Genomic DNA, 23,833 nt, shown 5'->3' on the forward strand with positions numbered 1-23,833 from the left:
CTACGTTTTAGGAAGCACCTGAACAATCACCCGTTTGTAGCGAGTAAGCGGTGGAGTACCCTTATCGGTTACCTTCAAAATAAAATGAATTGTTTGCGGGCTTGTTACGCTGGGAGCCGTAACGGGCAGGTCATAAATGTTGAAGGCATAGGGAAAGAAGTTGATCAGACCGGGATACGTGCCCGCTTCAGGGTACTGCTGCCAGGTATAGCTCATGGAGTCGCCGTCCGGATCAGTCGTGCCGGCTGCGTTGAGGTGAAATACCTCGCCCGCCCGAACCGTAAAGGAATCGGGGTGCGCCAGGGCCGGAACGGGCGGGTGGTTCGTCGCTGCGTAGGGTTTGATACACCAGTCCATGCGTGCAGCAAAGTCGTTCTGAAATTCTTTGCGCCACCGCCAGATGGTTACCCGGTTGTTCTTGACGGGCGTTTCTGCACTGGCTGGAGAAGGGCCGTAAGGAGGACGCGGATAAATCAGGGAATCTACTGCATTGGTCCAGATGGGTCGGGTTTCCGGTTCGTCGGCGGGGGCACCGGCTGGTCGATGCCGACTGGTAAACAGCGTTTTGGGTTGGTAAAGCAGATAGCGTCCACCCCACCCGCCGTAGTCGGGGTGCTCTGGATTATTCAGACCATTGGGAATTAGACCTAGAAACGCGGGCGTATCGCCTTCCATGCCGTACGCTACGTCGGGGTAAAGAGCGCCCAGTGGGCCATGCCCCTGCTGAATGTGTTGGGCCAGCCATTCGTTGCTGATAACGTCGGGCTGGCTACCCGGCTCGCGGATGTTAATGCCCGACCAGGTAGCCTGTTCGTAGCCGTAGCCGGGTGTGCAGATGTAGAAGATCGACGGAAACGTTTTACGAATCCAGGGGCCAGCATCGTCCTGATCGGAAATGGTGTACACGCGGAGCTTGCGGTATAACTGCTCGGCTTTCTCCGGCGAACGCGTTTCCCGAATCGTCCACAGAGCCTGCGCTAACGTATTGACGCCACCCCAGACCGAGACCCACAGGGGCCGGGGATCGGGCCGTTCCAGCACACGGATGATCCAGTTGGACCCTTCTGATTCGTGACCCTGACCAACACCCGCCATCCCATAAATCGGTAAGCCTTTTTTGATCAGCTTCTTCAACGCCAGCGCCGTGGGGTAACCCATTTCGTGTTTGATCAGATTGGGCTGTACCTTCCCGTATGCATCCAGAATTTGGTGCATAGTTTCGGGCGCGATACGAGTTTTCTGGTGAATCGACGTTGTGGCAATAAGCCCTTCGGTATCCCATTGGTTGGCGTACAGCAGAAACCGGATCAGCGACTGCGAATCGTCGGGGTCGGCTTCGATATCGCTCAATACCAGCACCCGACTGCGGGTTGACGCTGAGGTTTTGGGAGAGTCACCTGGTCTGGGTTGGCTAAATAGCGTAGTCGGCGCAAATAGACTGCTGACCAGGAGCAGAATGAGTAACGAAAAACGGAAATGCATTGGGGAGCGAGTTGTAAGGACCATAAGCCTGACAACAGAAACAACCGTGTGCCCGAAAAATACCCGTTCCTGAGCAACTACCGAATGCTGAAGAGGATTAATTAAACGAGTGCCGAAACGCCAGCGGAGAGTAATTGGTCTTGCTTTTGAACAGTTTGCTGAACGACTGCGGATGTTCAAAGCCCAGTACGTAGGCGATTTCGCTCACCGACAAATCAGTCGTCGATAATTGCTCTTTCGCCTTCTCGATGAGTTTTTCGTGAATGTGCTGCTGCGTATTCTGGCCGGTCAGCGCTTTAAGCAGGCTGCTCAGGTAGTTGGGCGATACGTTGAGCGCATCGGCAACGCGCTGAACGGTCGGCAATCCTTTCTCGGCCAGTGAGCCTTCCGCAAAATAGTCGGCTAGCATCGTTTCCATTCGGTTCAGCAGTTTATGGCTGGTGATGCTGCGGGTGATGAACTGCCGCTTGTAAAACCGCTCCGCGTATTTAAACAAAACGTCAAGCTGAGCCACGATAATATCGCGACTCAGCACGTCGATACTGGTATGGTACTCCTGCTGAATACTACGTATGATTCCTATGATTGTTGTCTCTTCCTTATCGGACAGAAACAGGGCTTCGTGCACCGAGTAATCGAAGTACTCGTACTGCCGAATGGTTTTAGCCAGGGGTGTATTCCACAGGAAATCAGGATGCACGAGCAGAATCCAGCCGGTGTGAGCTGGTGCTTCGTTAGCTGGTGTTTCGATGCTGTAGACTTGCCCGGGCGCGATAAAAAACAGAACCCCCTCGTCGAAATCATACGCCTGTTGCCCGTATTTTATCTTACTGTTGGGGTTCCGTTTGAGAGCAATCGAATAAAAGTCCAGTACCTGCGTCGTCGACTCATCTACCGACAGGGGCATATCGTCGAGGTTGATTACGCTCACCAGCGGGTGATCTGGCTTGGGCAGATGCCGGAGTTGATGGAATTCGCTGATTGTCCTGATCCTGATCGGTTGCATGGCTGACGTTTACGGTTGATTTACGATCGGTTGAAGCCCACAGCAAAATCAGCCGCAAAATCCGCAAGCTTAACCTGGCCCAACGTAGGTTTGTTACGGATGTAATCAGCCTGTAGCCGGCCACTATGAAGCGCTCCATACAACTCAACCATACCGGCGGCAAGGTGCGCTGGAATACCAGCCGCTGTCAGGCCCGTCAGCGTCTCCTCATCGCTGATGAGTTCCCATTTCAGATCAGGTTGCCCAATGGCTTTCCCCAGACTGGCGGCAACCTCGTTGCCGGTTGGTTCGTCACTGGCCACGTAACGTACTTTTCGGTGTTCAGCGGGTAAGGCCATCTCGTCGGCAATGGCAGCCGCAATGTCTATCGGTGAAACCATCGGAATAACATCATCGGCCCCGTAGTTGGCTGCAATTCGTCCCGTGTGTTTAATCTGACCGATAAGGCCAAACAGGTTATAGTAGAACGACGTAGGACGCATGTGCGTGATCGCTACATCTGACAAGCCATTCAGAATGGTTTCGACGTTATGCGACCCCAAAATAAAACCAGTTCCGTGATCGAGGTCGGCCCCAAAACTGCTCAGATGAATGGCTCGTTTTACCCCCGCCTGCCGGATTGCCTGAGCATAGGCAGTTGCCGTGCTGCGGTAGAATTCCAACGGCTCAATGGCCGGGTTGGCGAAATAAGCGGGCGGCACCATGCAATAGACGATATCGGCCCCGCTGAACGTACTAGCCAGAAAGTCGGCGTCCTCGACCGAACCAATGGCCGCCTGCCGATCAGAGCTGCTGCTGATGACCGTAACAGCATGACCCTTTTTTACGAGTTCCTGCGTAAGTGGCTGACTGATATTTCCTAGTGATCCCGTGATGATACTATTCATGGCCCTGTGTTTTTGAGTAAAACAAAGGTCGGTGGCCCTGGAAAGGCAGACCTAATCAATTCCACTATTGTTGTAGCCAAATCACCGGTTGTTTTTAGTTGAACGAGTGCCGGAATTCCAACGGGGAGCAGTTAGTCTTGCTCTTGAAAAGCTTGCTAAACGACTGCGGGTGCTCGAAGCCCAGCGCGTAGGCAATCTCACTCACGGATAAATCGGTCGTCGAGAGTTTTGCTTTCGCCCGTTCAATTAGCTTATCGTGAATGTGGTGTTGCGTACTCTTGCCGGTAATAGTCTTAAGCAGACCACTCAAATACGTAGGCGATATACTGAGTTTTTCGGCTAGATCTCCAACCGTTGGTAAACCGTTCTTTTGCAGTTCGTCGTCGGTGCAAAAGCTGTCAAGAACAGACTCGAACTGATTCAGAATTTTGTGATTTGTGATACGGCGGGTAATGAACTGGCGTTGATAAAAACGGTCGGCATAGTTCAGCAGGGCGCTTAGATGAGCAATAATGATAGGCTGGCTGAACTTGTCAATTGTCGCCTGGTATTCCTGCTGAATCGTCTGGAGTAGAGCCGTGATTGTGGCTTCTTCTTTTGCGGATAAAAACAGCGCTTCGTTCACCGAATAATCGAAATACGCATACTGTTTGCTGGCCGTAGCCAGGGGCGTATTCCACAAAAAATCAGGGTGAATCATCAGCAGCCAGCCCAAATGAGCAGACGGTTCGTCGGACGTAACGCGAAGTACCTGACCGGGGGCCAGAAAGACCATGACCCCTTCGTCAAAATCGTACTGTTGCTGGCCGTATTTGAGCCTGCCGTTAAAATTTCGCTTCAGGGCAACCGAGTAAAAGTCATTAATAATGCTTTTCGGTTTGTCAACTCCTCTTGGTTTGATGTCGTCAAAGCGTACCAGGCTAATCAGCGGATGCTCCGGTTTGGGAAGCCCAACAAGCTGATGATAAGCTAGTATGGAATCAATTCGTGTGGGGTGCTCCGTTGGCATAGTACGAATGGCTTGTAACCTGATTTGAGACGAGATGAGGTCAGTAGCGAGCCTTACAAATTGTACAATAAGGCTAACCCTTCCTTAAGCGAAGTCGGTTTCCGGCCAAGTAGGTTTTCCAGATCAGAGCTTACGGCGTCTTCCTGACCATTGGCAATGTCGGTGATGAAACCGGTAATTCGTTGGGCTACCACGTCGGGTAGACCGCGTTCTTTTAGTTTCGTTTCAAAAGCAACTGGCTCCGCCGGGGTGTATACGACTGACTTGCCAGAAATATCAGTCAGGGCAGCGGCTACATCATAAAACGAGTATGATTGGCTGCCCGTGAGCTGGTATGTTACGTTACCATTGTGTTCAGCGACTAGGGCATTGGCCATCGCTTCGCCCATCTCGCTACGTAACGCAAATGAAACGTTGCCTCCACCGGCAGGTACGTAAATCCCCCGCTCGAAAACGGCATCACCACCAACGAACTGTGGAATGGCATCCATGTACAGAATGTTCTGAAACAGCGTATACGATAGTCCACTGGCCTTAATGTAATCTTCGGTTTGGAAGTGGGCTTCCATCAGCCGGTTCACCAACGTAGCGCGGTCCTTCAACGCCCGGCTCGTGTAGGCAATTCGTTGAACACCCGCTTTCCGGGCAGCATCCACGACGTTCTCATGTTGCCGAACCCGGTTTGCTTCGTCCGTTCCCGCAATCAACAACATTGTCGCTACGCCCTGCATGGCGCTGTCAAGAGAGTCGACATCATCGTACGTCCCAATGCGCAGGGTTACGCCTTGATCGAGCAGTGGGGCGGCTTTCTGTTCATCCCGGACGAAGGCCGTGATCTGGCTAGCTGGTATCGTACGTAGCAGTTGCCGAATAACGGCCCCGCCCAGGTGTCCGGTAGCTCCGGTTACTAAAATCATAGCTGTTTTCGTTTTGGTCGGGGCAAAGGTCCGCCGTAATCTACGAACAGCCGTAGCCAGATTTATGATTGTTGTAGTCGTATTAACTGGCAGTGCAGAATGCCCTGACTGCGTTTACGCCGTCGCTGCTTGCCGGCTTAGAAGTAGCAACGGTTTCCACTTGTCTAAATCCTGGCCCTTTTGTGGAATATACGGGCGAACTTCATGCCTATCCCATACTTTCGGTCTAGAATTACTCTTGACTTTGTTGCTATGACCAGCTTTACCCGACGGACGTTTATTCAGACTATCAGTGTGGGGATCGGTGCTATCGGTTCCTCTGCTTTCGCAGCCGATACGCACGCGCAGAAGCACGAAACCCGCAAGGTGAACGTAGCTCTTTGTGGTCTGGGCCGTTACGCAAACGTACTCAAACATGGTTTCGCCGAATCAAAGTACTGTCGATTAGCCGGAGTCGTTACGGGGACGCCTGCCAAGGCTGCACAATGGAAGCAGGAATATAAGTTGGCCGACAAGAATGTCTACTCCTACCAGACTTTCGATCAACTACGTAATAACCCTGATATTGATCTGATCTATATCACGCTGCCCAACGGCCTGCATAAAGAGTATGTCATTCGAGCCGCTCAGGCCGGTAAACACGTTATTGTCGAGAAACCAATGGCGTTTACGGTCGCCGATTGTCAGGAAATGATTGAGGCCTGTCGGAAGGCCGGAGTACAACTCGCCGTTGGGTACCGATTGCATTATGAGCCGCACCACATCGAACTGCAACGGCTTGGGCAGCAGAAAATATTCGGTCAGGTACGTATGATAGAGGCTTCGTTAGGGTATCGGCTTGCCGGTACGCCCCCCAACGACTGGCACCTAAAAAAAGCCCTGGCTGGCGGAGGTCCGTTAATGAACCTGGGTGTCTACTGTGTGCAGAGCGGGCGGTACGTATTGGGTGAAGAACCCGTATCTGTTACGGCGCAGTACGGCCCGGTTACACTGCCGGATTTGTTCAAGGAAGTCGAGGAGAACATAACCTGGCAACTAACGTTTCCGAGCGGGGCCGTGTGTACGTCGGCCAGTACGTCAAACTGCAACATCGACCGGTTCTACGCGTCGGCGGATGAGGGCTTTTTCGAACTCAGTCCGGCCCTGAGTTATGGGCCATTTCAGGGGCGCAGTAGTCAGGGAGCGTTTAATTTCCCCACGATCAATCAACAGGCCGCTTTGCTGGACGACGTTGCCAAACATATACTGGATAAAAAGCCGTTGCCAGCGCATATTTCCGGCGAAGAGGGCCGCCGGGACATGCGCGTAATTGAAGGCATTTACCGGGCGGCCGATAGTGGTAATAAGATTGCCTTACCGGCCCTCTAGGCTTTTTAGTAGCAATCCATCAAAATCTGCCCACGCGACTGATAGTGGCTCAAGGAGTGCCCCAGTTTATCCTGACAGATGGTTTCCAGCAGGTTTAGTACGTCTTTCTGCATCGCTAGCGACCCACAGAGCATCAGAACGCCCTTGGTCAGCAGCACATTCGCGATGAAGTCAGTATCGCGCGAAAGTGAATCGCTGACGTATTGCTTATTGCCTTCCCGCGAAAAGGAAACGTGTAATTCCTGTAGCTGGCCGGCCGCTTTGTTGGTTTCCAGAAACGCCCGATATACGTCAAACGACGTACTATGCCGGAAACCGCAGTAAAGATGGCAAGGGGTAGCCTGTTTGTTCTGACTAATCATGCCCAGAAAAGGAGCAATGCCGGTGCCGTTAGCAATCATCACAACAGCCGGAGCGCTCGTTGGGAAGTGGAAATGGGCGTTGCTGACGATCCGGGCGTGTACCGTCTGGCCAGGAGTCAGCTCGTGCAGGAACGTAGAGCCTAGCCCATTAGGATGCAGCCGGACACTCAGTTGAACCTCGTTATCAATAACGCCAATTGAATAAAGTCGTTCGCGGTGATCATTGGCGGGATAAATAGCCAGCAAATCGCCCGACGTAACGCGCTGCCGACGTAGGGGACGCATCCGTACCTGGAACGTGCCGTCGGGTTGAGCCGTGCGGGTATTGGTCGTTACGGTTAGTTTGTCCAACTGCGTGGCCGGCACCTGTACCAGATCCGACGAAATGGGCAGTGGGCAATCAGCCTGCTGCGACCAGGCTTCGGCCCAGAGGTTAAATTCCTCCGGCGAGCGATCGTTGACCGTGTGAATATCGACCAGCGGAGTAGCCCACGGTTGATGCGACAACAGCGTGTTGACCTCAAAAGCAAACTGGCAAAAATCGGGGTAGGAGCGGGAGCCAAACCCCACAACCGAATACGTAATTGGCTGGTTTTGTTGCTGTTTTTCCAGTAACGCAGCGAAGCGTTTCGCGTTAGTGGGAGCGTCGCCTAGCCCGTATGTCGCCGTCATGATAATCAGATGCTCGGCTTTGGGGTAGGTCGTATAGTTATTTAATTCGGCCAGGTACGCTCGCTCGCCCTGGTTGATCAGTTGTTCGTGCACAGCTCGCGCAAAACGGAACGTACTGCCATTCTCCGACCCAACCAGAATGACAAACCGGCTGTCATCGGCTGTGAATTTGTTGGTAACACGGTTCCCGCGCCGTTTTAGCGTGATGGCAAAACCCGACCAGATAAAAAACAGAATGTTTCCGGACGCAATGGCTAGAATAACGGCCCAAACACTACTCGCCCGACCCGTGTGCAGATTCAGGCTTAGATTTGCCAGCAGGACGGTTGTTGGGTAGGGTGCCTCGTTCAGAACATCGCCGGTGATCTGATTGACCGTTAGTTCGCGGTCGCGGAGCTTGAGAACGTAAAATTCTTCAGGATCTTCGGCAAAGGGAAACTCAACGCTTCGTACGTCGGCTAGCCGAATGGTTTGAAACACCGGCATGTCGGCTAGCTTCAGCTGCGGAGTATCTTTCACGGCGTCGAGGTCGATTTTTGACGCGGTTTTCTCGATGCTACCTAACAACTGGAAGCGGTCGAGCGAGAGGTAAGTGCCCGACAGCGCAATAATCAGGATCGGAATCAGCGATAGACGCCCCAGTACGACGTGGTAATATTGGGCAAAGTTGTCGCGTACGATGCGGGTAAAGAACCGTCTGATGCCCCGCTGCCGCTGAATGATCAGCGCCGTGCCCGATACGGTAATGAGGAGCAGGAGGAAGGCGGTCAGGCCAATAAAGAAACGGCCCGTTTCGTGCAGGAACAGCGACCGGTGTAACCCCGTTACCCACTGAAAAAATTCGCTTTGTTTGGTAGGAACGCCCAACAATTTGCCCGTAAGCGGATCAACGTAGACCGTCAGGTTATCGCCGTTTTCATCGCTGCCCTGCAACTGAACGAAGCCGTTGGCGTCGACGCTCAATTCACTGATTTCGCTGTAGCTCTTTTTGAGGACGGGCAGCGTCTGAGCCAGGGTGATCTCCGAAAAACCGTCGACTCGATACGGCTGCGCTTTTTGCAGAATGGGTTCGACAGCCAGGATGATCCCCGTGACGGATGCCAGGGCCAATAAAAGAAAAGAAGATACAGCCAGGGCTAAGTGGCTGTATCTCCAGATAGAAATTGTCATGCGTTCGACTCCGTAGTGGGAGCGTTAGTTGGCACTGAAACGGACGTAGCGAATGTAGCCCGTACCTTCATTTTTGGCGGAAAGGGCCTCGGCCGTCAGCGGAATCTCCAGATCTTTGGCGTAATACTTATTGTCTTCAACGGCGCTCTCGAACCGCAGTTTGTAACCCTTGTCGATCTTCGTCGGATCGAGGTCCAGCATGGTCACGCTGCGATCACCACCGCTTACCGACGCTCCCGTAATGGCACTGATGTTGGGCGTTTTCTTGGCCAGCGCTTTATGCCATTCTTTCAGATCGGGATACCATTTTTTGTCCGAGCCTAACACGTACAACGTTTTTTCGTAGGCGCCTTTAGGATTGATCAACGACACAACAATATAGGCGCCTTCGCCCATGTAGTTGGTCATTTGAATCATACACTTATACTTGGCTGGACTAGCTTGCTGGGCCTGCGTAACGGCTGGGCTAGCGAACGTTAACAGCAACGCCAGCAGGCTGATTTTAGAAAAACAGGACATGCGAATTATTTCAGAAAATTGAGCGATACGTTTCCTTTCGACAGCGATTCATTTTCGCTGGCCAGGTCGTAGGCGGTTTCTTTAAAGTTGGTTGGGGTCTCTTTCTTGGCGCCGATCGATAGCAGGTATTTCATCATCGCGTCGTCTTTTGAAATCATGGCTGCCTTGTGCAGAGCCGTAATGCCTTCAGCATTGCTGGCGTTGACATCAATCTGGAGCGGTTCCAGTTTCTTTACCAACGAAAGGTCATTTTTAGCCACCGCCAGATGATAAAGCGTATTGCCGTTTTTCTGCGGTGCTTTCACATCCAGTCCTTTTTGCTGAAGCAGCGCTAGTTTTGCGCCGAACTCGTCCGTTCTGGTACCACCTGGACCACCTTGTCCAGGTCCGCCCTGGCCGGGGCCACCACCCATAGGACCGGCTGGCCGGTAGCCCTGGATCAGATAGGCGGTCAGATTGTCGCCTGCTTTGTCGGTTACTTTCACATCCGCGCCCTTGTCGATTAAATACGTAACAACTTCGGGTGAGTTGCCTCGTACGGCCATCGCCAGCGCGGTAACGCCTTTCTGATTGCTCTGGTTGAAGTTTTTTACTTTCGACGACAGCATTTCCAGGACCGCCACGTCGCGGTTCGAAGCCGCTGCGTTCATGAAGGGAGTGTTCCCTTCTTCGTCGGCCTGATTGATATCAACACCTTTGCTGATAAAATGCTCCACCAACGCGTTCTGGCCGGGGCGACGTACCAGCGCGTGCAGCACATTTTCCCCGTTTTTGTTCGTCGCGGTTGGCTTAACACCTACGCTTTCCAGATACTGGAACACGTCCATAGGCGCCGGTCCGCGACGCGATCCCTGACTAGCCATAATCATCGCCGTCGGACCAACTGGAACACCACGCTGTTGTAGTGCTTTCAGGACGTCGATGTTTCCGCCACGGGCGGCATAGCTAAATGCATTGTTTCCAGCGGCATCGGTGCTTTTTAGATCCAAGCCCTTCGAAATGAAATAATCCGTCAACTTCAGGTCTTTATCGTTGGCTACGGCCAGCAGCAGTGCATTCGCGCCATCGTGGTTGACATCTTTTTTTAGACTCGCTCCGTTCTTAACAAGCAGATCGTACACCCGCGTATCGGTTACGCCAGCCCCAGAGGCAAAATTCAGGGGCGTAGCACCGTGGCTGTCTTCTGTGCCGACTTTAGCGCCTTTCCCAAGCAGGTAGTCAACGATTTCTACGTTACCCCGAAAAGCGGCCCAGTGTAGATAATTCCGGCTGTCATGGGTGATTTTATTCACGTCATTTCCGGGTTGTTCGACCAGGAATTTGATGGTTTCGTTGGGAGCCTGCGAATTGATGGCCAGCACAACGGGGTCAAAGCTGGACGGGTTAAACTGAGAGGGGCTGTTGCCTTTCGCAATCTCGGCCTTTATTTGGTCGACACCAGGCTTACTTTGCCAGAACGCCTGCTCTAGCAGAACGTTTTTTTGCGCCTGAGCGGAAAGGGCAAGACTCACTAAAACGGCACTGAATAGCTTTTTCATATAGATGAACTACGAGACACGTGGAGTACTGACTTTCGAATACGCTTCGTGACGAAAGCGCGAATCGAGCGCAAATTAATAAGAATAAGTCTAAATAAGATTGGTTCTTGTGAAAGAATAGTCATTTGCCCCGGAAAATCCTGCTCAATGGAATAACTATATAGGTACAGACCCAAGTTTGAAGCAAAGTTTGATCGGGCGAGATTGGCTGTAAGAAGAGTCATTCATTCGTTGTATACCGTACTATCTTTGTCATTGGCTTTAAAACAAAACACTAGACAAAAAGCCAGACAATTCGGCAAGGGCTAACCACGCTTTCCACGTTTACACTAGCATCTACTTGCTTGTTGGCGGTGTAACCAACACATTATAAATTGTCTATTTGGCATAAGAAATGTATTAACTAGCGCACCTATATACACGGTCTTTTATGAGAGTGCGTTTACTTCTGATTGGTATCTGTTTATGGGTAACTAGCCTTCGCTCGGCCGTGGCGCAACACCCGATCGCAGCCACCTGGTTAAGATGCGAGAATCTAAACAATCCAGTAGCGCTCGAAACAACCACCCCCCGACTAAGCTGGCAAATCAGCGGTACCGACCGGGGGCTGATCCAGCAATCGTACCAAGTGCTGGTGGCTAGTTCAGTCGAAAAGTTAGCGCAAAACAGGGGCGACCTGTGGGATTCGGGCGTCGTTTCAGGCGATCAGTCGATCTGGGTGCCCTACGGTGGTCAGCCGCTCAACAGCCGGACGGTCTGCTTCTGGAAAGTCCGGATCAGCACCACCAACGGCGCAGTTTCGGACTGGAGTCAACCGGCGAGTTGGACGATGGGCCTGCTGTTGCCGGGCGACCGGCACGCGCAGTGGATCGGGCTGGAACGCACCTTTAACTGGGATCAGCCGACAGCTAACCGCACCCGACTGTCGGCGCGGTATTTCCGGAAAGAAACGCAGTTGACCAAGCCCATCCGGCAGGCTACGGCGTACATCTGCGGGCTGGGGCTGTACGAATTGCACCTCAACGGACAGCGCATCGGCACGCAGGTGCTGGCCCCCGGCCCGACGGAGTTCAACAAGCGTGTTTTTTATAATACCTACGACGTAACGGCGCAGGTGCATCAGGGCGTTAACGCGCTGGGCATCACCCTCGGCAACGGCCACTTCTTTCGGATGCGGCTCAATCAGTCGGGACTGCCCGAAACCACGCACTATGGACTGCCGCGCTGCTGGCTACAACTGGAAGTCACCTACACCGATGGAACGACGCAAACCATCATCAGCGATACGTCCTGGAAAGTGACGGCCGATGGCCCAATCCGCGCCAACAATGAATACGACGGCGAAGAATACGACGCTACCCGAGAACTGACTAACTGGCACCAGCCCGGCTATGATGATTCGGGCTGGCTGGCGGCTGAGTCCGTGTCGGCTCCGGCTAGTCGGCTGGAGAGCCAGGTAAACCCACCGCTTCGTATCATGGAGACGCTGCGCCCCCGCTCGATTCGATCGTTGCGGGATGGGGTGTATATCATGGACATGGGCCAGAACATGACCGGTTGGGTCCGGATGCGCGTGGCTGGTCCGCAGGGAACCCGCCTGACGATGCGCTTTGCCGAAACCCTGGCTGGCGATGGTTCGCTTTACGTCGAAAACCTCCGGTCGGCGCAGCAAACCGATATATATACGCTACGTGGTGATGGCCTGGAAACCTGGGAGCCCCGGTTCACGGTACACGGCTTTCGCTATGTCGAGCTGTCGGGCTTTCCGACGCCCCCCACTGTCGAGCAGTTTGACGGCTGCGTAATCTACGATGAGATGTCACATCACGGGCAGTTTACGTCTTCGAATCCGGTGCTGAATCAGATCGTCACCAACGCCGACTGGGGGATCAAAGGTAACTACCAAGGAATTCCAACCGACTGTCCGCAACGTGACGAGCGGCTGGGCTGGCTGGGCGATCGAACGACGGGGGCGCAGGGCGAAAGCTTTCTGTACGATAACCAGGCCCTGTACGCCAAGTGGCTAGGCGACATTGACGACGCCCAGAGCAGTGAGGGTAGTATTCCCGACGTAGCCCCGTCCTACTGGAAAACCTATACCGATAACGTTACGTGGCCGGCGGCTTACGCATCCATCGCCAATATGCTCTACGATCAGTATGGCGATGATGGGCCGATCCGGGCGCATTACGCGTCGATGAAACGCTGGATTCAGTACATCGACCGGTATCAGCATGACTATGCTTATTGGAAAGATGAGTACGGCGACTGGGCCGTGCCCCCCGAATCGCCGGAGGTAATTATCACGAACGACCCCACCCGAAAAACCCCCGGTCCGGTGCTGGGATCGACGCACTACTATCATATCCTGAAACTATTGGAACGATTCGCGACCATCACGGGTAACGAGCCCGACCGGGTCTGGTTTGCCGAGCGGGCCGGGCTCGTGAAAGACGCTTTCAACCGCAACCACTGGGATGTCGACAAACAGCAGTACGCCAACAACACAACCACCGCCAACGTGCTGCCGCTGGCGTTTGGCCTGGTGCCCGACGACCGGCGCGACCGCGTAGTGAGCAATTTATTGACCCGCCTGACGGGTGAATACAATACCCATGTCAGCTCGGGCGTGGTAGGCGTACAATGGCTGATGCGGACGCTGACCAGCATCGGTCGGCCCGATCTGGCGTATCAGATCACCACCAATACGACCTATCCCAGCCTGGGATACATGGCTCAGCAGGGGGCCACCACAATCTGGGAACTATGGAACGGCAACACGGCCAGCGCCTTTATGAACTCCGGTAACCACGTCATGCTGCTGGGCGACCTGCTGATCTGGCTGTACGAGAACGTAGCCGGTATCAAACAGACCGAACCAGGTTTCCGACGATTGAGTATGATCCCCACGCCCGTGGGCGATCTGAATCGGGTGGCCGCAAGCCATACCTCGCCCTACGGTTTGATTGCCAGCGAATGGCAGAAGACCGAACGCGGCTTTCGCTGGTCGATAATAGTACCGGGTAACTGCCGCGCCGAGGTTGCCATACCAGCGTCGTCGCCCGAACTGGTTTGGGAAGGCAGTCGGCGGGCGGTTGAATCACCAGATATGGTGTTTCTGCGGCAGGATGGCAATCGCGTCGTTTTTGCTGTGGGTAGCGGTTCGTACGTCTTTACAAACAGCGCCCCAGCCAACCTGACCATGCAACTACTTACTGACAAACGCGTGGTCCGGTCCGGCGACCCCGTGCGTGTGTTCATGACCATTCGCAATGAAGGCCCTGAAACCGCCACAAACGTATCGGTTGGTAACCGGCTGTCCTCCGAACTGGCGTTGCTATCGTCGCCCGGCCTGGTACTGACCGACGGCCAGCTACTAGGCCATATTCCACAGCTTGCTCCCGGCAACCAGGTGACGTATACGTTGCTGCTACGACCAACGATGCCGGGTACGTATCGACAAACTGCTCAGGTAACCGCCACCGATCAGGTGGATCCGACGTCGGTACCCAACTCCGGCACGGGCGATGGCGAAGACGACATGGCCACCGTCGATTTTCGCACGGTGGAGTCTGACCCGGCCGTGTTCGTGTCGCCCAATCCGCATCAGACTCCACTGCCAACGGTCATTTCGGATCAGCCCGTCCCAGACCCGGCTAAAGCCGATCTAAGTCTGTCGCTGCAGATGGAACAGATTGTGCTGAGTACCAGTACGCCAACCACTCTGTCGTTGCTGGTGACTCATCAGGGTGGCCGATCCGTCGACGGCGTTACGTTACACTTGCTATTGCCTCTTGGTCTTTCGCCGGCTGATGGCTCCGCAGCAGGTGGTTCGATCACACTCCCGGTCAGTGGCCCAATCCAGCCGGGCCAGACGGTGCCGGTAGTCGTCAAGCTACGGTCGGGTATTGTGGGCTCGTACGTTATACAAGCCGAACTCAGTACCGCCAACATCGCCGACCCGGACTCGACTCCTAACAATGGCCTGGCCAACGGCGAAGACGATACGACCCAGTTACGAATACGCGTCCGGTAAGCGCAAACCGATCTCGGTTTAGCACCGACGCCAAACTATTGCTGCTGTTATAATTTATATTCTATCGTTTCTTTGAGTGGGGTGCCTGGAAGAAGTTCAAATCTGAGTAAATCACAACTTCAGATCCGATATAGGCGAGTTTGTTTGCGACAGAAAAAAAGCACTTACAAATAATTTGTAAGTGCTTTTTTTTCATGCTCCCGAAGCTGGGCTCGAACCAGCGACCCTCTGATTAACAGTCAGATGCTCTAACCGACTGAGCTATTCGGGACTGTGATCCTGTCGAATCGTGTTGCAAAAGTAGTCGGTTTTGGGGCTCGACGCAAGTGGTTGCCCGAAAAAAATTTCTCTTGATTACTCAACTTAGTGACGATCAGTGAGAAAAATTTTAACGGAAGGCGTCCGGCCGGTTGTGCGGTACGTTCTGTAGGATCAGTTCCTTCACTTTACGAGCGTCGCTCTTCGTGAAATTCTTGATAACAATCTCTGGACGGGCACGAGGAATAACGTGGATCGTTGAGAAGAAGACACCATTGTCGATCTCAACACCGGAGATGTCCGAAAAGAAAACGAAGTTGTCAGTGCCGCCAATGAGCTTGCGAACACGGAACGTAACGCCTTTTTCGTTGAATTCAACTTCGTCACGGGTGATTGGATCTTTGAAGCTGCTGCTACGGAATATCTGAGACATGGCTGTATTTGTGAATGGCGTTGCTGCCAACGCACGGATGGGTGCTATTTTTTAGGAATGTAAATTACCTTCTTGGTTTCAAAAAATGGTTCGTCGAAATAATCGGAGAGATCGTACGCACGGTACCGGTCAGGCACTTCGGCAAGCTCTTCGGTCAGGTCACCACCTTTGAGGTACAAAACACCATTGGGGCGGTCGTTGTTGCCAGCTTTGTGGATTTTGTAGCGTACCCAGCCCAGAAAGGGTTTCAGCCGGGTAACCGCCCGGCTGACAACAAAATCGTAGGTAGTATTTAATTGCTCAACCCGAGCCTGTTCGGCCTTGACGTTTTTGAGGTCGAGCGCATCGGCAACGGCTTCAACTACTTTGATCTTCTTGCCAATACTGTCGACCAGGTGAAAGTCGGCCAGGGGAAATAGAATCGCTAGAGGAATACCGGGAAAACCTCCTCCGGTGCCAACATCCAGGATCTCGGTACCGGGTTTGAACTGGACAATTTTCGCGATAGCAAGAGAGTGGAGGATGTGCTTTTCATAGAGCGCGTCAATGTCCTGGCGTGAGATTACGTTAATTTTGGCGTTCCAGTCACGATAGAGGCCATCCAGAGCCGCAAAACGCTCTTTCTGATCGGCCGTTAAATCCGGGAAGTATTTAAGCAGAATGTCGATGTTCATATCAAGACCAGGTTAGCGCCAATAGTAGCGTTTACTACGTCGGGTAAATAATGTTTTAATTCCCGCTAGCCCATAATAAATGCCCAGCAGTAAATCCATAAAAGGCATACTAGCCGCGTGAACAGTATGGGCTAGCCGGTAACTGATTCGACCAACAATTCCCCAGAATAAAAGCAGACGGATCCCGAAAGCACCACTGGCTATCAGCAATAGAAACCAGTCTGCCGTCGAAAAGGGTTGGTAAGCAATCTCTTTAACCAGGATAAGCAGACCAACTAGCAGACCCAGGAACCAGGTTAGTACGTGTGAGCCGGTAAGCAGGCCCAAGCGGATTTTGTTGCCAGATTTATAGTACTTACCAACGTGCAAATGACGATGTTTCTGACGTTTCCAATCGGGCCAGGTTTCCTTTGGTTTAGACCACGTAAAAGTCGCTGGATCTAGGCAGACGGCGGTATTATGTCCAGTTGCAACTTCGTTCACGAATAGATCATCGTCACCACCCAGCACATTCTTGTGCGTGTAAAATCCTTTGTTTGCAAAAAACAACTGCGTTCGATACGACAGGTTTCGCCCAACCCCCATGTAAGGGCTACCAGCCAGCGCCAGTGAAAAATACTGAACGGCAGTGAATAACGTTTCGGAGCGAATCAGCAGATTGAGGAAACCTGGACGCTGTTCGTAAGGCGAAAATCCAAGTACCAGTTGCTTGTTGGGGTTAGTCAGGTTGCCCACCATAACCGTTAGCCAGTCGGTCGAGGCTGGCCGACAATCGGCGTCGGTCAACAAAACGGTCGGGTACTGAGCCTTTTTCAGCCCAATAGTCAGCGCGTATTTTTTGGGTGTTACGTGTTCGTGCTCTTTATCAAGCCGAATAAACCGAAGCTGAGCGTATTCGCTCTGTAACTGCTCCAGGAATAAGTGGCTTCCGTCCGTAGAGCGGTCGTCCATGATGAGTACCTCAAAAGTAGGGTATTGCTGCGCTACGAGTATAGGAATAAGTTCTTCCAGGTTCTCCCGTTCATTGTGTGCACACACCAGGATGGTAACCCCCTCTGGATTGGCTGGTAGCGCTGGCGGATTAGCCTGATAGAAAGCGGTACGAGAAAAGACGAATAGAATATAAATGAGCTGAATACTGACTACTACCAGCCAGCTTATCAGTAACGTGGTGATCACAAGATGCGTTAGGTGAATGGTTTGCAAAGATAGGAAAAAGAGGGAGCAAAGGGAGGAAAGGAAAAAGAGGGAGGAAAGGGAGGCAATAAAACCTTTTCTCCATTCTCCCGCTCCTCTCTTTCTCCTCTTCCACTATTATCTTTGTAGAATGACATTTTCGATTACTGCTCAGGATTCGCAGTCAAAAGCCAGGACTGGCATGTTGACGACGGACCACGGGCCTATTCAAACGCCAATTTTTATGCCCGTCGGAACGGCGGGGACGGTCAAGGCCGTTCATCAACGTGAGCTGGAAACGGATGTTAACGCCGAAATTATTCTTGGCAATACGTACCACCTATACCTGCGGCCCGGTCTTGACGTATTGAAACAGGCTGGCGGCTTGCATGCGTTCAATGGCTGGCGTCGGCCGATCCTGACGGATTCGGGCGGGTATCAGGTGTATTCGTTGTCAAATACACGTAAGATTAAGGAAGAAGGCGTTACGTTCAAGGCGCATACAGATGGCTCAAAGCACATATTTACCCCGGAGGGGGTGATGGATACGCAGCGTATTATTGGAGCCGATATTATGATGGCGTTCGATGAATGTACGCCGTACCCCTGCGAATACGGATACGCCCGCTCGTCGATGGAGATGACCCACCGCTGGCTGGATCGCTGCATCGCCCGTTTTGATAGTACCGAAGGCCACTACGGATATCGACAAACGTTATTCCCGATTGTACAGGGCAGCACGTATCCCGACCTGCGTCGACAGTCAGCGGAGGTGATTGCCAGCAAGGAGCGGGAGGGAAATGCCATTGGCGGACTGGCCGTAGGGGAGCCAGCCGATGAGATGTACGCTATGATCGATTTGGTGAACGATATTCTACCCCTTGATAAACCACGCTATCTGATGGGCGTGGGAACACCTGCTAATATTCTGGAAGCAATTGCCTTGGGCGTTGATATGTTCGATTGCGTGATGCCCACCCGGAATGCCCGGCATGGACTTCTGTTCACGACGGAAGGAATTATGAACATCAAAAACGAAAAATGGAGCCGTGATTTTAGCCCGATCGATGCGGGGCTGGGCGGCTATGCCAGCACGTTTTACACAAAAGCGTACTTACGACACTTGTTCAAATCCGACGAGTTATTAGGTGGTCAGATTGCAAGTCTGCACAATTTGACGTTCTATCTATGGCTGGTTCGGCAGGCACGAGTCCAGATCACAGCGGACAATTTTGTTAGCTGGAAGAATGCAATTCTGCCCACGTTAATGCAGCGAATGTAAGTACTATTACTTGTTGATGTTTGCCTTGGTTTGGTAAACGACTACGCAGTACAGCGATAAAGAATTTGCTATACTGCGTAGTCGTTTACAGTGAGTGGTAATTAGTGACTATTTTGATTTTTAATTCTTTATATATGACCATTAGTGAAATAATTTATTGAAAAAACGAGCGAAATGGTACTATTTATTTACTAATTGGTATTAAGGGGTAAGCATACGGGTAGTTACATTTGTGAACCGTTTTACAAAAGGCGGTCTACCGTAACTTTACTTTTATTCATAACGTGTTAGTCAGAAAAAGCGTAAGCTTATTTCTTGGGCTGGTTGTAATTACTTATGTAATTAACCTGTCAGGTAAAGCGTGGGGGCAAACTGCTTCCACGCTGACTAACGAGCAGGTGCAACAGTTTGTACAGCAGGCACAGGCCAGCGGTATGACCGAAGCACAAATAGAAGAGTTAGCAAAAGCCCGCGGGTTTACCTCAGTCGACATGGCGGCTATGCGGTCGCGGATTCGCCAACTTCAGCCCGCTTCGGATAAAACAGAGCAGGTTAATAAAGCTGTTGCGCAGCGGGAGCAGCCCCCAACTCCAGCTCCACCACCCGGTACAAAATCGTCGACAGTTTTTGGGGCGTCTTTATTCACGAATACATCGTTAACGTTTGAGCCAAACCTGCGTCTGGCAACGCCCCGCAACTATATCGTTGGTCCTGACGATGAATTGATCATCAATGTATACGGTAACGCCCAGCAGACGTATCGTCCCCGCGTTACGCCGGAAGGGAACATCTTCATTGACAACGTTGGTCCGATTTACGTCAATGGGTTAACCATTGAACAGGCCGAACGGCGGATTGTCGCCCGGCTGCGGACGCTGTATCTGGGCTTGAACGCGCCAGGCAGTGGAGTCAGTGCTCAGCTTACATTGGGTAGTGTCCGAAGTATCAAAGTTACGTTACTAGGGCAGGTCGTTCGACCAGGAACATACACGCTATCGTCATTAGCGACGGTATTCAATGCGCTCTATGCGGCAGGTGGGCCCAATCCGGAGCGGGGCTCGTTTCGATCCATCAACGTTCTCCGCGGTAACCGCGTGATTCGAACGCTGGATGTGTACGATTTTCTGCTCAGGGCCGACCAACGAGATAACATTCGACTGCAGGACCAAGACCTTATTTTCGTTGATCATTACGATAACCGAATCGAGTTAGGAGGAGAGGTTAAACTGCCCGGACTCTATGAATTCCGGGCTGGTGAGACCTTACGGCAAGTATTGAATTTTGCCGGTGGTCTTGCTGAACGAGCATACACGGCGGCTATTACGTTACAACGTACTACGTCAACGGAGCAACAACTGATCAGTATTGCTGCTGCCGAGATTGATCAATTTGTGCCCAAAGCGGGTGATCGATACGTAATCGGAGCCGTTTCAGATCGCGTTACGAATAAAGTGCGTATCAGCGGAGCGGTATTTAGGCCGGGTGCTTATGCACTGTCGCAAAACGCTACGGTCCGTCAGCTAATTAAAACCGCCGAAGGGTTGCGTGAAGATGCGTTCTTACACCGGGCAACGATCCGGCGCCTACGCGAAAACCTCGATCCGGAACTGATTTCAGTGGATATCGGTAGCGTGATGCGGAATGAAATCGCTGATATGGTATTACAACGCGATGATGAACTAATCATCAGCACTATTAGCGACCTACGCGAACAACGAACTGTTACGGTACAGGGGGCTGTCAATAAAACGGGTACGTTTGCCTTTGCGGATAGCATGACGGTGGCTAGTCTGATCATGCTGGCGGGCGGTTTAGCGGAATCAGCCAGTTCATCCCGGCTAGAAATTGCCCGGCGGGTGAAGGACGATACGACGGGACTGGCCAAAAATCAGTCGGTGCAGTTGATTGTCTGTAATATTGACCCGCAATTACGGCTAAGTAGCGTCGACGCGCAGTTGCTGTTGCGTCCGTTCGATCAGGTATTTGTGCGGTCATCACCGCGTTATGAAGCTCAGAAGGGAGTTGTTATTGCCGGGGAAGTCTTTTACCCGGGGCCTTACGCTATTCGTCAGAAAAACGACCGGATAACGGATTTGATCAACCGGGCTGGCGGATTACGTCCCGAAGCCTTTCTTCAGGCTTCCCGTTTTAGCCGGAAGGGAGAACTGATCTCTCTGGACCTGCGTCGGATTATGCAGTATCCGGCTAGTGGCGGCAATCTCTTACTCGAAGACGGGGATGTGCTTACTATTCCGCGCCAGGTTGAACTCGTGCGTATTCGTGGCGAGGTTCTCAATCCGGCAACGGTTGAGTTCCGGCCGGGAAAATCGGCACGCCGATATATCGACGAAGCAGGCGGGTTTACGAAGAAAGCGCTAAAACGTAAAACGTACCTGGTAGCCGCTAATGGCAAAATACAGCCAACCCATTCGTTCCTGGGTATTCGCTCGTACCCACGTCCTGACCGCGGGGCTGAAATTATTGTCCCAATGGAACTGCCTAAAGAGCCGAATCGAAGTTCGCCAGCCGAACGGGTCGCCTTGTTATCGGTAATGGCTTCGGGAGCAGCGGTTCTTTTGTCGGCCATCCGGCTCTTCAGCAATTAATCCACGACCATGATGACACTGCCGTCCACCCCCACGAACTCGTCGTTTTTCAAGCTAGCGTTATCAGCACCGGTGGTATTACGTACGCTCTGGCGAGGACGTATTCGTTTGGCGATCTGGGGCTTCGGCTGCGCGGTGCTGGGGGTAGTATTTGCCTTCATGAGCCCGAAGGAATTTGTATCGACGGCCCGGATCATGCCTGAAATGGGTAGTAATTCGGGAGATATGTTCAGGCGGCTGGCGTCGGTGGCCGCCTTTAGCGGGCTTGATTTGTCAGATACGGAAGGCATGGATGCAATTCGCCCGGATCTGTATCCCAACGTATTGCAAAGCACCCCATTTATTTTGTATCTGCTCAATCGGCCCGTGACGACAGATGATAATCGAGTTATCACGTTAAATAACCTGCTGGAGGGGACATCAAACCGGTGGTGGGGAAACTGGTTCAACCCTAATTCGCAACCATCAAATGTGAACATCACTAATAAATCCGGTAAGCCGCTCCAACTCACACAGGAACAGCAAAATAAGGTCGAAGCGATCAGCGAGCGGGTCAGTGCTAAGCTCGATACCCGATCGGGGGTGATAACCATCACGGCAAACATGCCGAATGCTTACGTTGCGGCCAGTGTGGCGCAGCTGGCGATGGATTACCTGACGCAGTACGTAACAAGTTACCGGACTGAAAAGGCCCGCCAGGATTTACAGTTTTATGAAAAACAACTGATCAAAGCCCGGCAACGGTATCAGATCGCTCAATACAACGTCTTCCGCTATAATGATCAGCACCGACACGTGGTCATTCAAGCGGCTACGATGGACAAACAGCGTATGGAAGCTGAACTGACCATTGCTCAGACGGTTTATACAGAGCTGGCCCGGCAGTACGAACAGGCAAAACTAAAGGTGCAGGAGCGAACGCCGGTTTTTAAAGTGCTCGAACCCGCTCAGATCCCTACTCAGCGGGCGGCTCCCAAACGAACGGTCATCGTACTACTATCTGCGGTCATTGGTCTGGGCGTGGGCAGTCTTTATCTACTGGCCCAGGAAGCAAAGCTGTTTAGTCGGTGGCGGATGATGCTTGAGTAACTAAACCCTTTACTCTGTACCCACCAACCCATACATAAATCAAGACGAATTTTGTTTGACGCGCTACACCATAAGGATAAACAACTGGCAGTTATTGGCCTGGGCTACGTTGGCCTGCCGATTGCGCTGGAGTTTGCCAAAAAATTCCGGGTGATCGGCTTTGACATCAACGCTGACCGGGTCGCGATGCTCCAGCGGGGCGAAGATCCGTCAAGGGAGATGACCGCGGAGGCTTTTTCGGACATTGATATTACGTTCACCGCTAATCCGGCTGATTTAAGACAAGCTCACTTTTTCGTGGTGGCGGTTCCTACGCCGGTCGACGATTATAAAGTGCCTGACCTCAAGCCGTTGCTACGAGCGTCCGAAGCAATCGGGCAGGCGCTCAAACCGGGTGATTACGTCGTCTATGAGTCGACCGTATATCCCGGCTGTACGGAGGATGATTGCCTGCCAATATTGGAGCAGCAATCAGGCTTGTCACTTGGTAAAGAGTTTAAACTAGGTTACTCCCCTGAGCGGATCAACCCCGGCGATAAAGTCCGGACCTTGCCCAATATTCTGAAGATTGTGTCGGGTAGCGATGAAGAAGCCGCTCGTACGATCGCCAGCGTTTACGGGAGCATCATTACCGCGGGGATTTATACCGCCCCAACGATCAAAGTTGCCGAGGCTGCCAAAGTGATCGAAAACACCCAGCGGGATTTGAACATATCGCTGATGAATGAGCTGGCCATCATCTTTGACCGGATGAATATCGATACGCAGGAGGTTATCAAAGCAGCTGCTACGAAGTGGAATTTTCTGCCTTTCACGCCCGGTCTCGTTGGAGGTCACTGCATTGGTATCGATCCCTATTATCTGCTCTACAAGGCACGTCAGTTGGGCTACGATCCACAGGTGATCAATTCGGGGCGTCGGATTAACGATGGCATGCCTGCTTTCGTCGCTACCAAACTTGTGCAGATGTTGTTGCAGCACGGCAAAAATCCACGTCAGACCAAAGTGCTGGTGATGGGGCTGACGTTCAAGGAAAACGTGGCTGACATTCGCAACTCGCGCGTAGCTGATCTGGTGCGGGAGTTGATGAAGTATGCCATCAACGTCCACCTGATCGATCCGCACGCATCGCCCAATGAGGTTGCCGCCGAGTATCGGATGACTCTGATGGATACGCCTTCTAACAAGTATGACGCAGTCATCGTAGCCGTCGGCCACGACGAGTACCGGGCACTAACGCTTGATTACTTCCGGGGTTTGATGAATGGAGCACCCATCCTCCTGGACCTGAAAGGGCTGTACAGTGTACCGACCGGTGGTGAATTAACTTACTGGCGACTATAAACGGG

At 52.4% G+C, this 23,833-nt stretch carries 17 protein-coding genes and 1 tRNA gene; 6 read left to right on the top strand and 12 right to left on the bottom strand.

Features of this window, described 5'->3' with window-relative positions:
* The 5 genes from ACYVAD_RS22765 to ACYVAD_RS22785 all read right to left on the bottom strand — a co-directional run bounded on the left by ACYVAD_RS22765 (window position 1) and on the right by ACYVAD_RS22785 (window position 5,301).
* Window positions 1-1,482 carry a DUF1593 domain-containing protein gene (locus ACYVAD_RS22765; RefSeq protein ID WP_461141844.1) on the bottom strand — a complete coding sequence of 494 codons (1,482 nt, stop codon included), beginning with the start codon at window positions 1,480-1,482 and terminating at the stop codon, window positions 1-3.
* 97 nt (window positions 1,483-1,579) lie between these two features.
* Window positions 1,580-2,488 carry a helix-turn-helix domain-containing protein gene (locus ACYVAD_RS22770; RefSeq protein ID WP_461141845.1) on the bottom strand — a complete coding sequence of 303 codons (909 nt, stop codon included), beginning with the start codon at window positions 2,486-2,488 and terminating at the stop codon, window positions 1,580-1,582.
* 20 nt (window positions 2,489-2,508) lie between these two features.
* Entirely contained in the window at window positions 2,509-3,375 is an 867-nt protein-coding gene (locus ACYVAD_RS22775; protein ID WP_461141846.1) for an NAD(P)H-binding protein, read from the bottom strand.
* 94 nt (window positions 3,376-3,469) lie between these two features.
* Window positions 3,470-4,384 (bottom strand): helix-turn-helix domain-containing protein, encoded by a 915-nt coding sequence (locus ACYVAD_RS22780; protein WP_461141847.1) that lies wholly within the window; start codon window positions 4,382-4,384, stop codon window positions 3,470-3,472.
* A gap of 53 nt (window positions 4,385-4,437) precedes the next feature.
* A complete protein-coding gene (locus ACYVAD_RS22785) occupies window positions 4,438-5,301 on the bottom strand; it encodes an SDR family oxidoreductase (RefSeq protein WP_461141848.1) in 864 nt (287 codons plus the stop codon).
* Between the two features lie 252 nt (window positions 5,302-5,553).
* On the opposite strand from ACYVAD_RS22785, the gene ACYVAD_RS22790 reads away from it, so the two are divergent.
* Window positions 5,554-6,669, top strand: coding sequence for a Gfo/Idh/MocA family protein (locus tag ACYVAD_RS22790; protein WP_461141849.1), 1,116 nt, complete (start codon window positions 5,554-5,556; stop codon window positions 6,667-6,669).
* 5 nt (window positions 6,670-6,674) lie between these two features.
* On the opposite strand, the gene ACYVAD_RS22795 is transcribed toward ACYVAD_RS22790, so the two are convergent.
* The 3 genes from ACYVAD_RS22795 to ACYVAD_RS22805 are packed head-to-tail and all read right to left on the bottom strand — an operon-like array spanning window position 6,675 to window position 10,930.
* Window positions 6,675-8,873, bottom strand: a complete 2,199-nt coding sequence (locus ACYVAD_RS22795; protein WP_461141850.1) for a PepSY domain-containing protein — start codon at window positions 8,871-8,873, stop codon at window positions 6,675-6,677.
* A gap of 24 nt (window positions 8,874-8,897) precedes the next feature.
* Window positions 8,898-9,392 carry a DUF2271 domain-containing protein gene (locus ACYVAD_RS22800; protein WP_461141851.1) on the bottom strand — a complete coding sequence of 165 codons (495 nt, stop codon included), beginning with the start codon at window positions 9,390-9,392 and terminating at the stop codon, window positions 8,898-8,900.
* A gap of 5 nt (window positions 9,393-9,397) precedes the next feature.
* Window positions 9,398-10,930, bottom strand: coding sequence for an ankyrin repeat domain-containing protein (locus ACYVAD_RS22805; RefSeq protein ID WP_461141852.1), 1,533 nt, complete (start codon window positions 10,928-10,930; stop codon window positions 9,398-9,400).
* 430 nt (window positions 10,931-11,360) lie between these two features.
* On the opposite strand from ACYVAD_RS22805, the gene ACYVAD_RS22810 reads away from it, so the two are divergent.
* Window positions 11,361-14,966: an alpha-L-rhamnosidase gene (locus ACYVAD_RS22810; RefSeq protein ID WP_461141853.1), complete on the top strand. Its 3,606-nt coding sequence runs from the start codon at window positions 11,361-11,363 to the stop codon at window positions 14,964-14,966.
* Between the two features lie 197 nt (window positions 14,967-15,163).
* Here the strand turns inward: ACYVAD_RS22810 and ACYVAD_RS22815 are convergent.
* The 4 genes from ACYVAD_RS22815 to ACYVAD_RS22830 all read right to left on the bottom strand — a co-directional run bounded on the left by ACYVAD_RS22815 (window position 15,164) and on the right by ACYVAD_RS22830 (window position 17,537).
* Window positions 15,164-15,237 (bottom strand) — tRNA-Asn (locus tag ACYVAD_RS22815).
* A 117-nt stretch (window positions 15,238-15,354) separates the two neighbouring features.
* A complete protein-coding gene (locus tag ACYVAD_RS22820; RefSeq protein WP_461141854.1) occupies window positions 15,355-15,657 on the bottom strand; it encodes a hypothetical protein in 303 nt (100 codons plus the stop codon).
* 44 nt (window positions 15,658-15,701) lie between these two features.
* The gene (gene rsmG / locus ACYVAD_RS22825; protein WP_461141855.1) at window positions 15,702-16,331 is read right to left on the bottom strand and encodes a 16S rRNA (guanine(527)-N(7))-methyltransferase RsmG; all 630 of its coding nucleotides are present in this window, start codon (window positions 16,329-16,331) and stop codon (window positions 15,702-15,704) included.
* A gap of 12 nt (window positions 16,332-16,343) precedes the next feature.
* Window positions 16,344-17,537, bottom strand: coding sequence for a glycosyltransferase (locus ACYVAD_RS22830; RefSeq protein WP_461141856.1), 1,194 nt, complete (start codon window positions 17,535-17,537; stop codon window positions 16,344-16,346).
* Between the two features lie 121 nt (window positions 17,538-17,658).
* Between ACYVAD_RS22830 and tgt the strand changes: the two genes are divergently transcribed.
* The 4 genes from tgt (at window position 17,659) to ACYVAD_RS22850 (ending at window position 23,828) form a co-directional block, all read left to right on the top strand.
* Complete coding sequence (gene tgt / locus ACYVAD_RS22835; RefSeq protein WP_461141857.1) at window positions 17,659-18,789, top strand: tRNA guanosine(34) transglycosylase Tgt; 1,131 nt, start codon at window positions 17,659-17,661, stop codon at window positions 18,787-18,789.
* 398 nt (window positions 18,790-19,187) lie between these two features.
* Window positions 19,188-21,395 carry an SLBB domain-containing protein gene (locus ACYVAD_RS22840; RefSeq protein WP_461141858.1) on the top strand — a complete coding sequence of 736 codons (2,208 nt, stop codon included), beginning with the start codon at window positions 19,188-19,190 and terminating at the stop codon, window positions 21,393-21,395.
* 9 nt (window positions 21,396-21,404) lie between these two features.
* The gene (locus ACYVAD_RS22845; RefSeq protein ID WP_461141859.1) at window positions 21,405-22,484 is read left to right on the top strand and encodes a GNVR domain-containing protein; all 1,080 of its coding nucleotides are present in this window, start codon (window positions 21,405-21,407) and stop codon (window positions 22,482-22,484) included.
* A 51-nt stretch (window positions 22,485-22,535) separates the two neighbouring features.
* Complete coding sequence (locus tag ACYVAD_RS22850) at window positions 22,536-23,828, top strand: nucleotide sugar dehydrogenase (RefSeq protein WP_461141860.1); 1,293 nt, start codon at window positions 22,536-22,538, stop codon at window positions 23,826-23,828.
* The last annotated feature ends 5 nt before the right edge of the window (window positions 23,829-23,833 follow it).

The sequence above is a fragment of the Spirosoma pomorum genome (assembly GCF_054776615.1).

What these genes read in the sequence shown, in the direction of transcription:
- ACYVAD_RS22765 (WP_461141844.1), bottom strand. Translation starts at nt 1,482, where the DNA reads ATGCATTTCCGTTTTTCGTTACTCATTCTGCTCCTGGTCAGCAGTCTA.
- ACYVAD_RS22770 (WP_461141845.1), bottom strand. Translation starts at nt 2,488, where the DNA reads ATGCAACCGATCAGGATCAGGACAATCAGCGAATTCCATCAACTCCGG.
- ACYVAD_RS22775 (WP_461141846.1), bottom strand. Translation starts at nt 3,375, where the DNA reads ATGAATAGTATCATCACGGGATCACTAGGAAATATCAGTCAGCCACTT.
- ACYVAD_RS22780 (WP_461141847.1), bottom strand. Translation starts at nt 4,384, where the DNA reads ATGCCAACGGAGCACCCCACACGAATTGATTCCATACTAGCTTATCAT.
- ACYVAD_RS22785 (WP_461141848.1), bottom strand. Translation starts at nt 5,301, where the DNA reads ATGATTTTAGTAACCGGAGCTACCGGACACCTGGGCGGGGCCGTTATT.
- ACYVAD_RS22790 (WP_461141849.1), top strand. Translation starts at nt 5,554, where the DNA reads ATGACCAGCTTTACCCGACGGACGTTTATTCAGACTATCAGTGTGGGG.
- ACYVAD_RS22795 (WP_461141850.1), bottom strand. Translation starts at nt 8,873, where the DNA reads ATGACAATTTCTATCTGGAGATACAGCCACTTAGCCCTGGCTGTATCT.
- ACYVAD_RS22800 (WP_461141851.1), bottom strand. Translation starts at nt 9,392, where the DNA reads ATGTCCTGTTTTTCTAAAATCAGCCTGCTGGCGTTGCTGTTAACGTTC.
- ACYVAD_RS22805 (WP_461141852.1), bottom strand. Translation starts at nt 10,930, where the DNA reads ATGAAAAAGCTATTCAGTGCCGTTTTAGTGAGTCTTGCCCTTTCCGCT.
- ACYVAD_RS22810 (WP_461141853.1), top strand. Translation starts at nt 11,361, where the DNA reads ATGAGAGTGCGTTTACTTCTGATTGGTATCTGTTTATGGGTAACTAGC.
- ACYVAD_RS22820 (WP_461141854.1), bottom strand. Translation starts at nt 15,657, where the DNA reads ATGTCTCAGATATTCCGTAGCAGCAGCTTCAAAGATCCAATCACCCGT.
- rsmG (WP_461141855.1), bottom strand. Translation starts at nt 16,331, where the DNA reads ATGAACATCGACATTCTGCTTAAATACTTCCCGGATTTAACGGCCGAT.
- tgt (WP_461141857.1), top strand. Translation starts at nt 17,659, where the DNA reads ATGACATTTTCGATTACTGCTCAGGATTCGCAGTCAAAAGCCAGGACT.
- ACYVAD_RS22845 (WP_461141859.1), top strand. Translation starts at nt 21,405, where the DNA reads ATGATGACACTGCCGTCCACCCCCACGAACTCGTCGTTTTTCAAGCTA.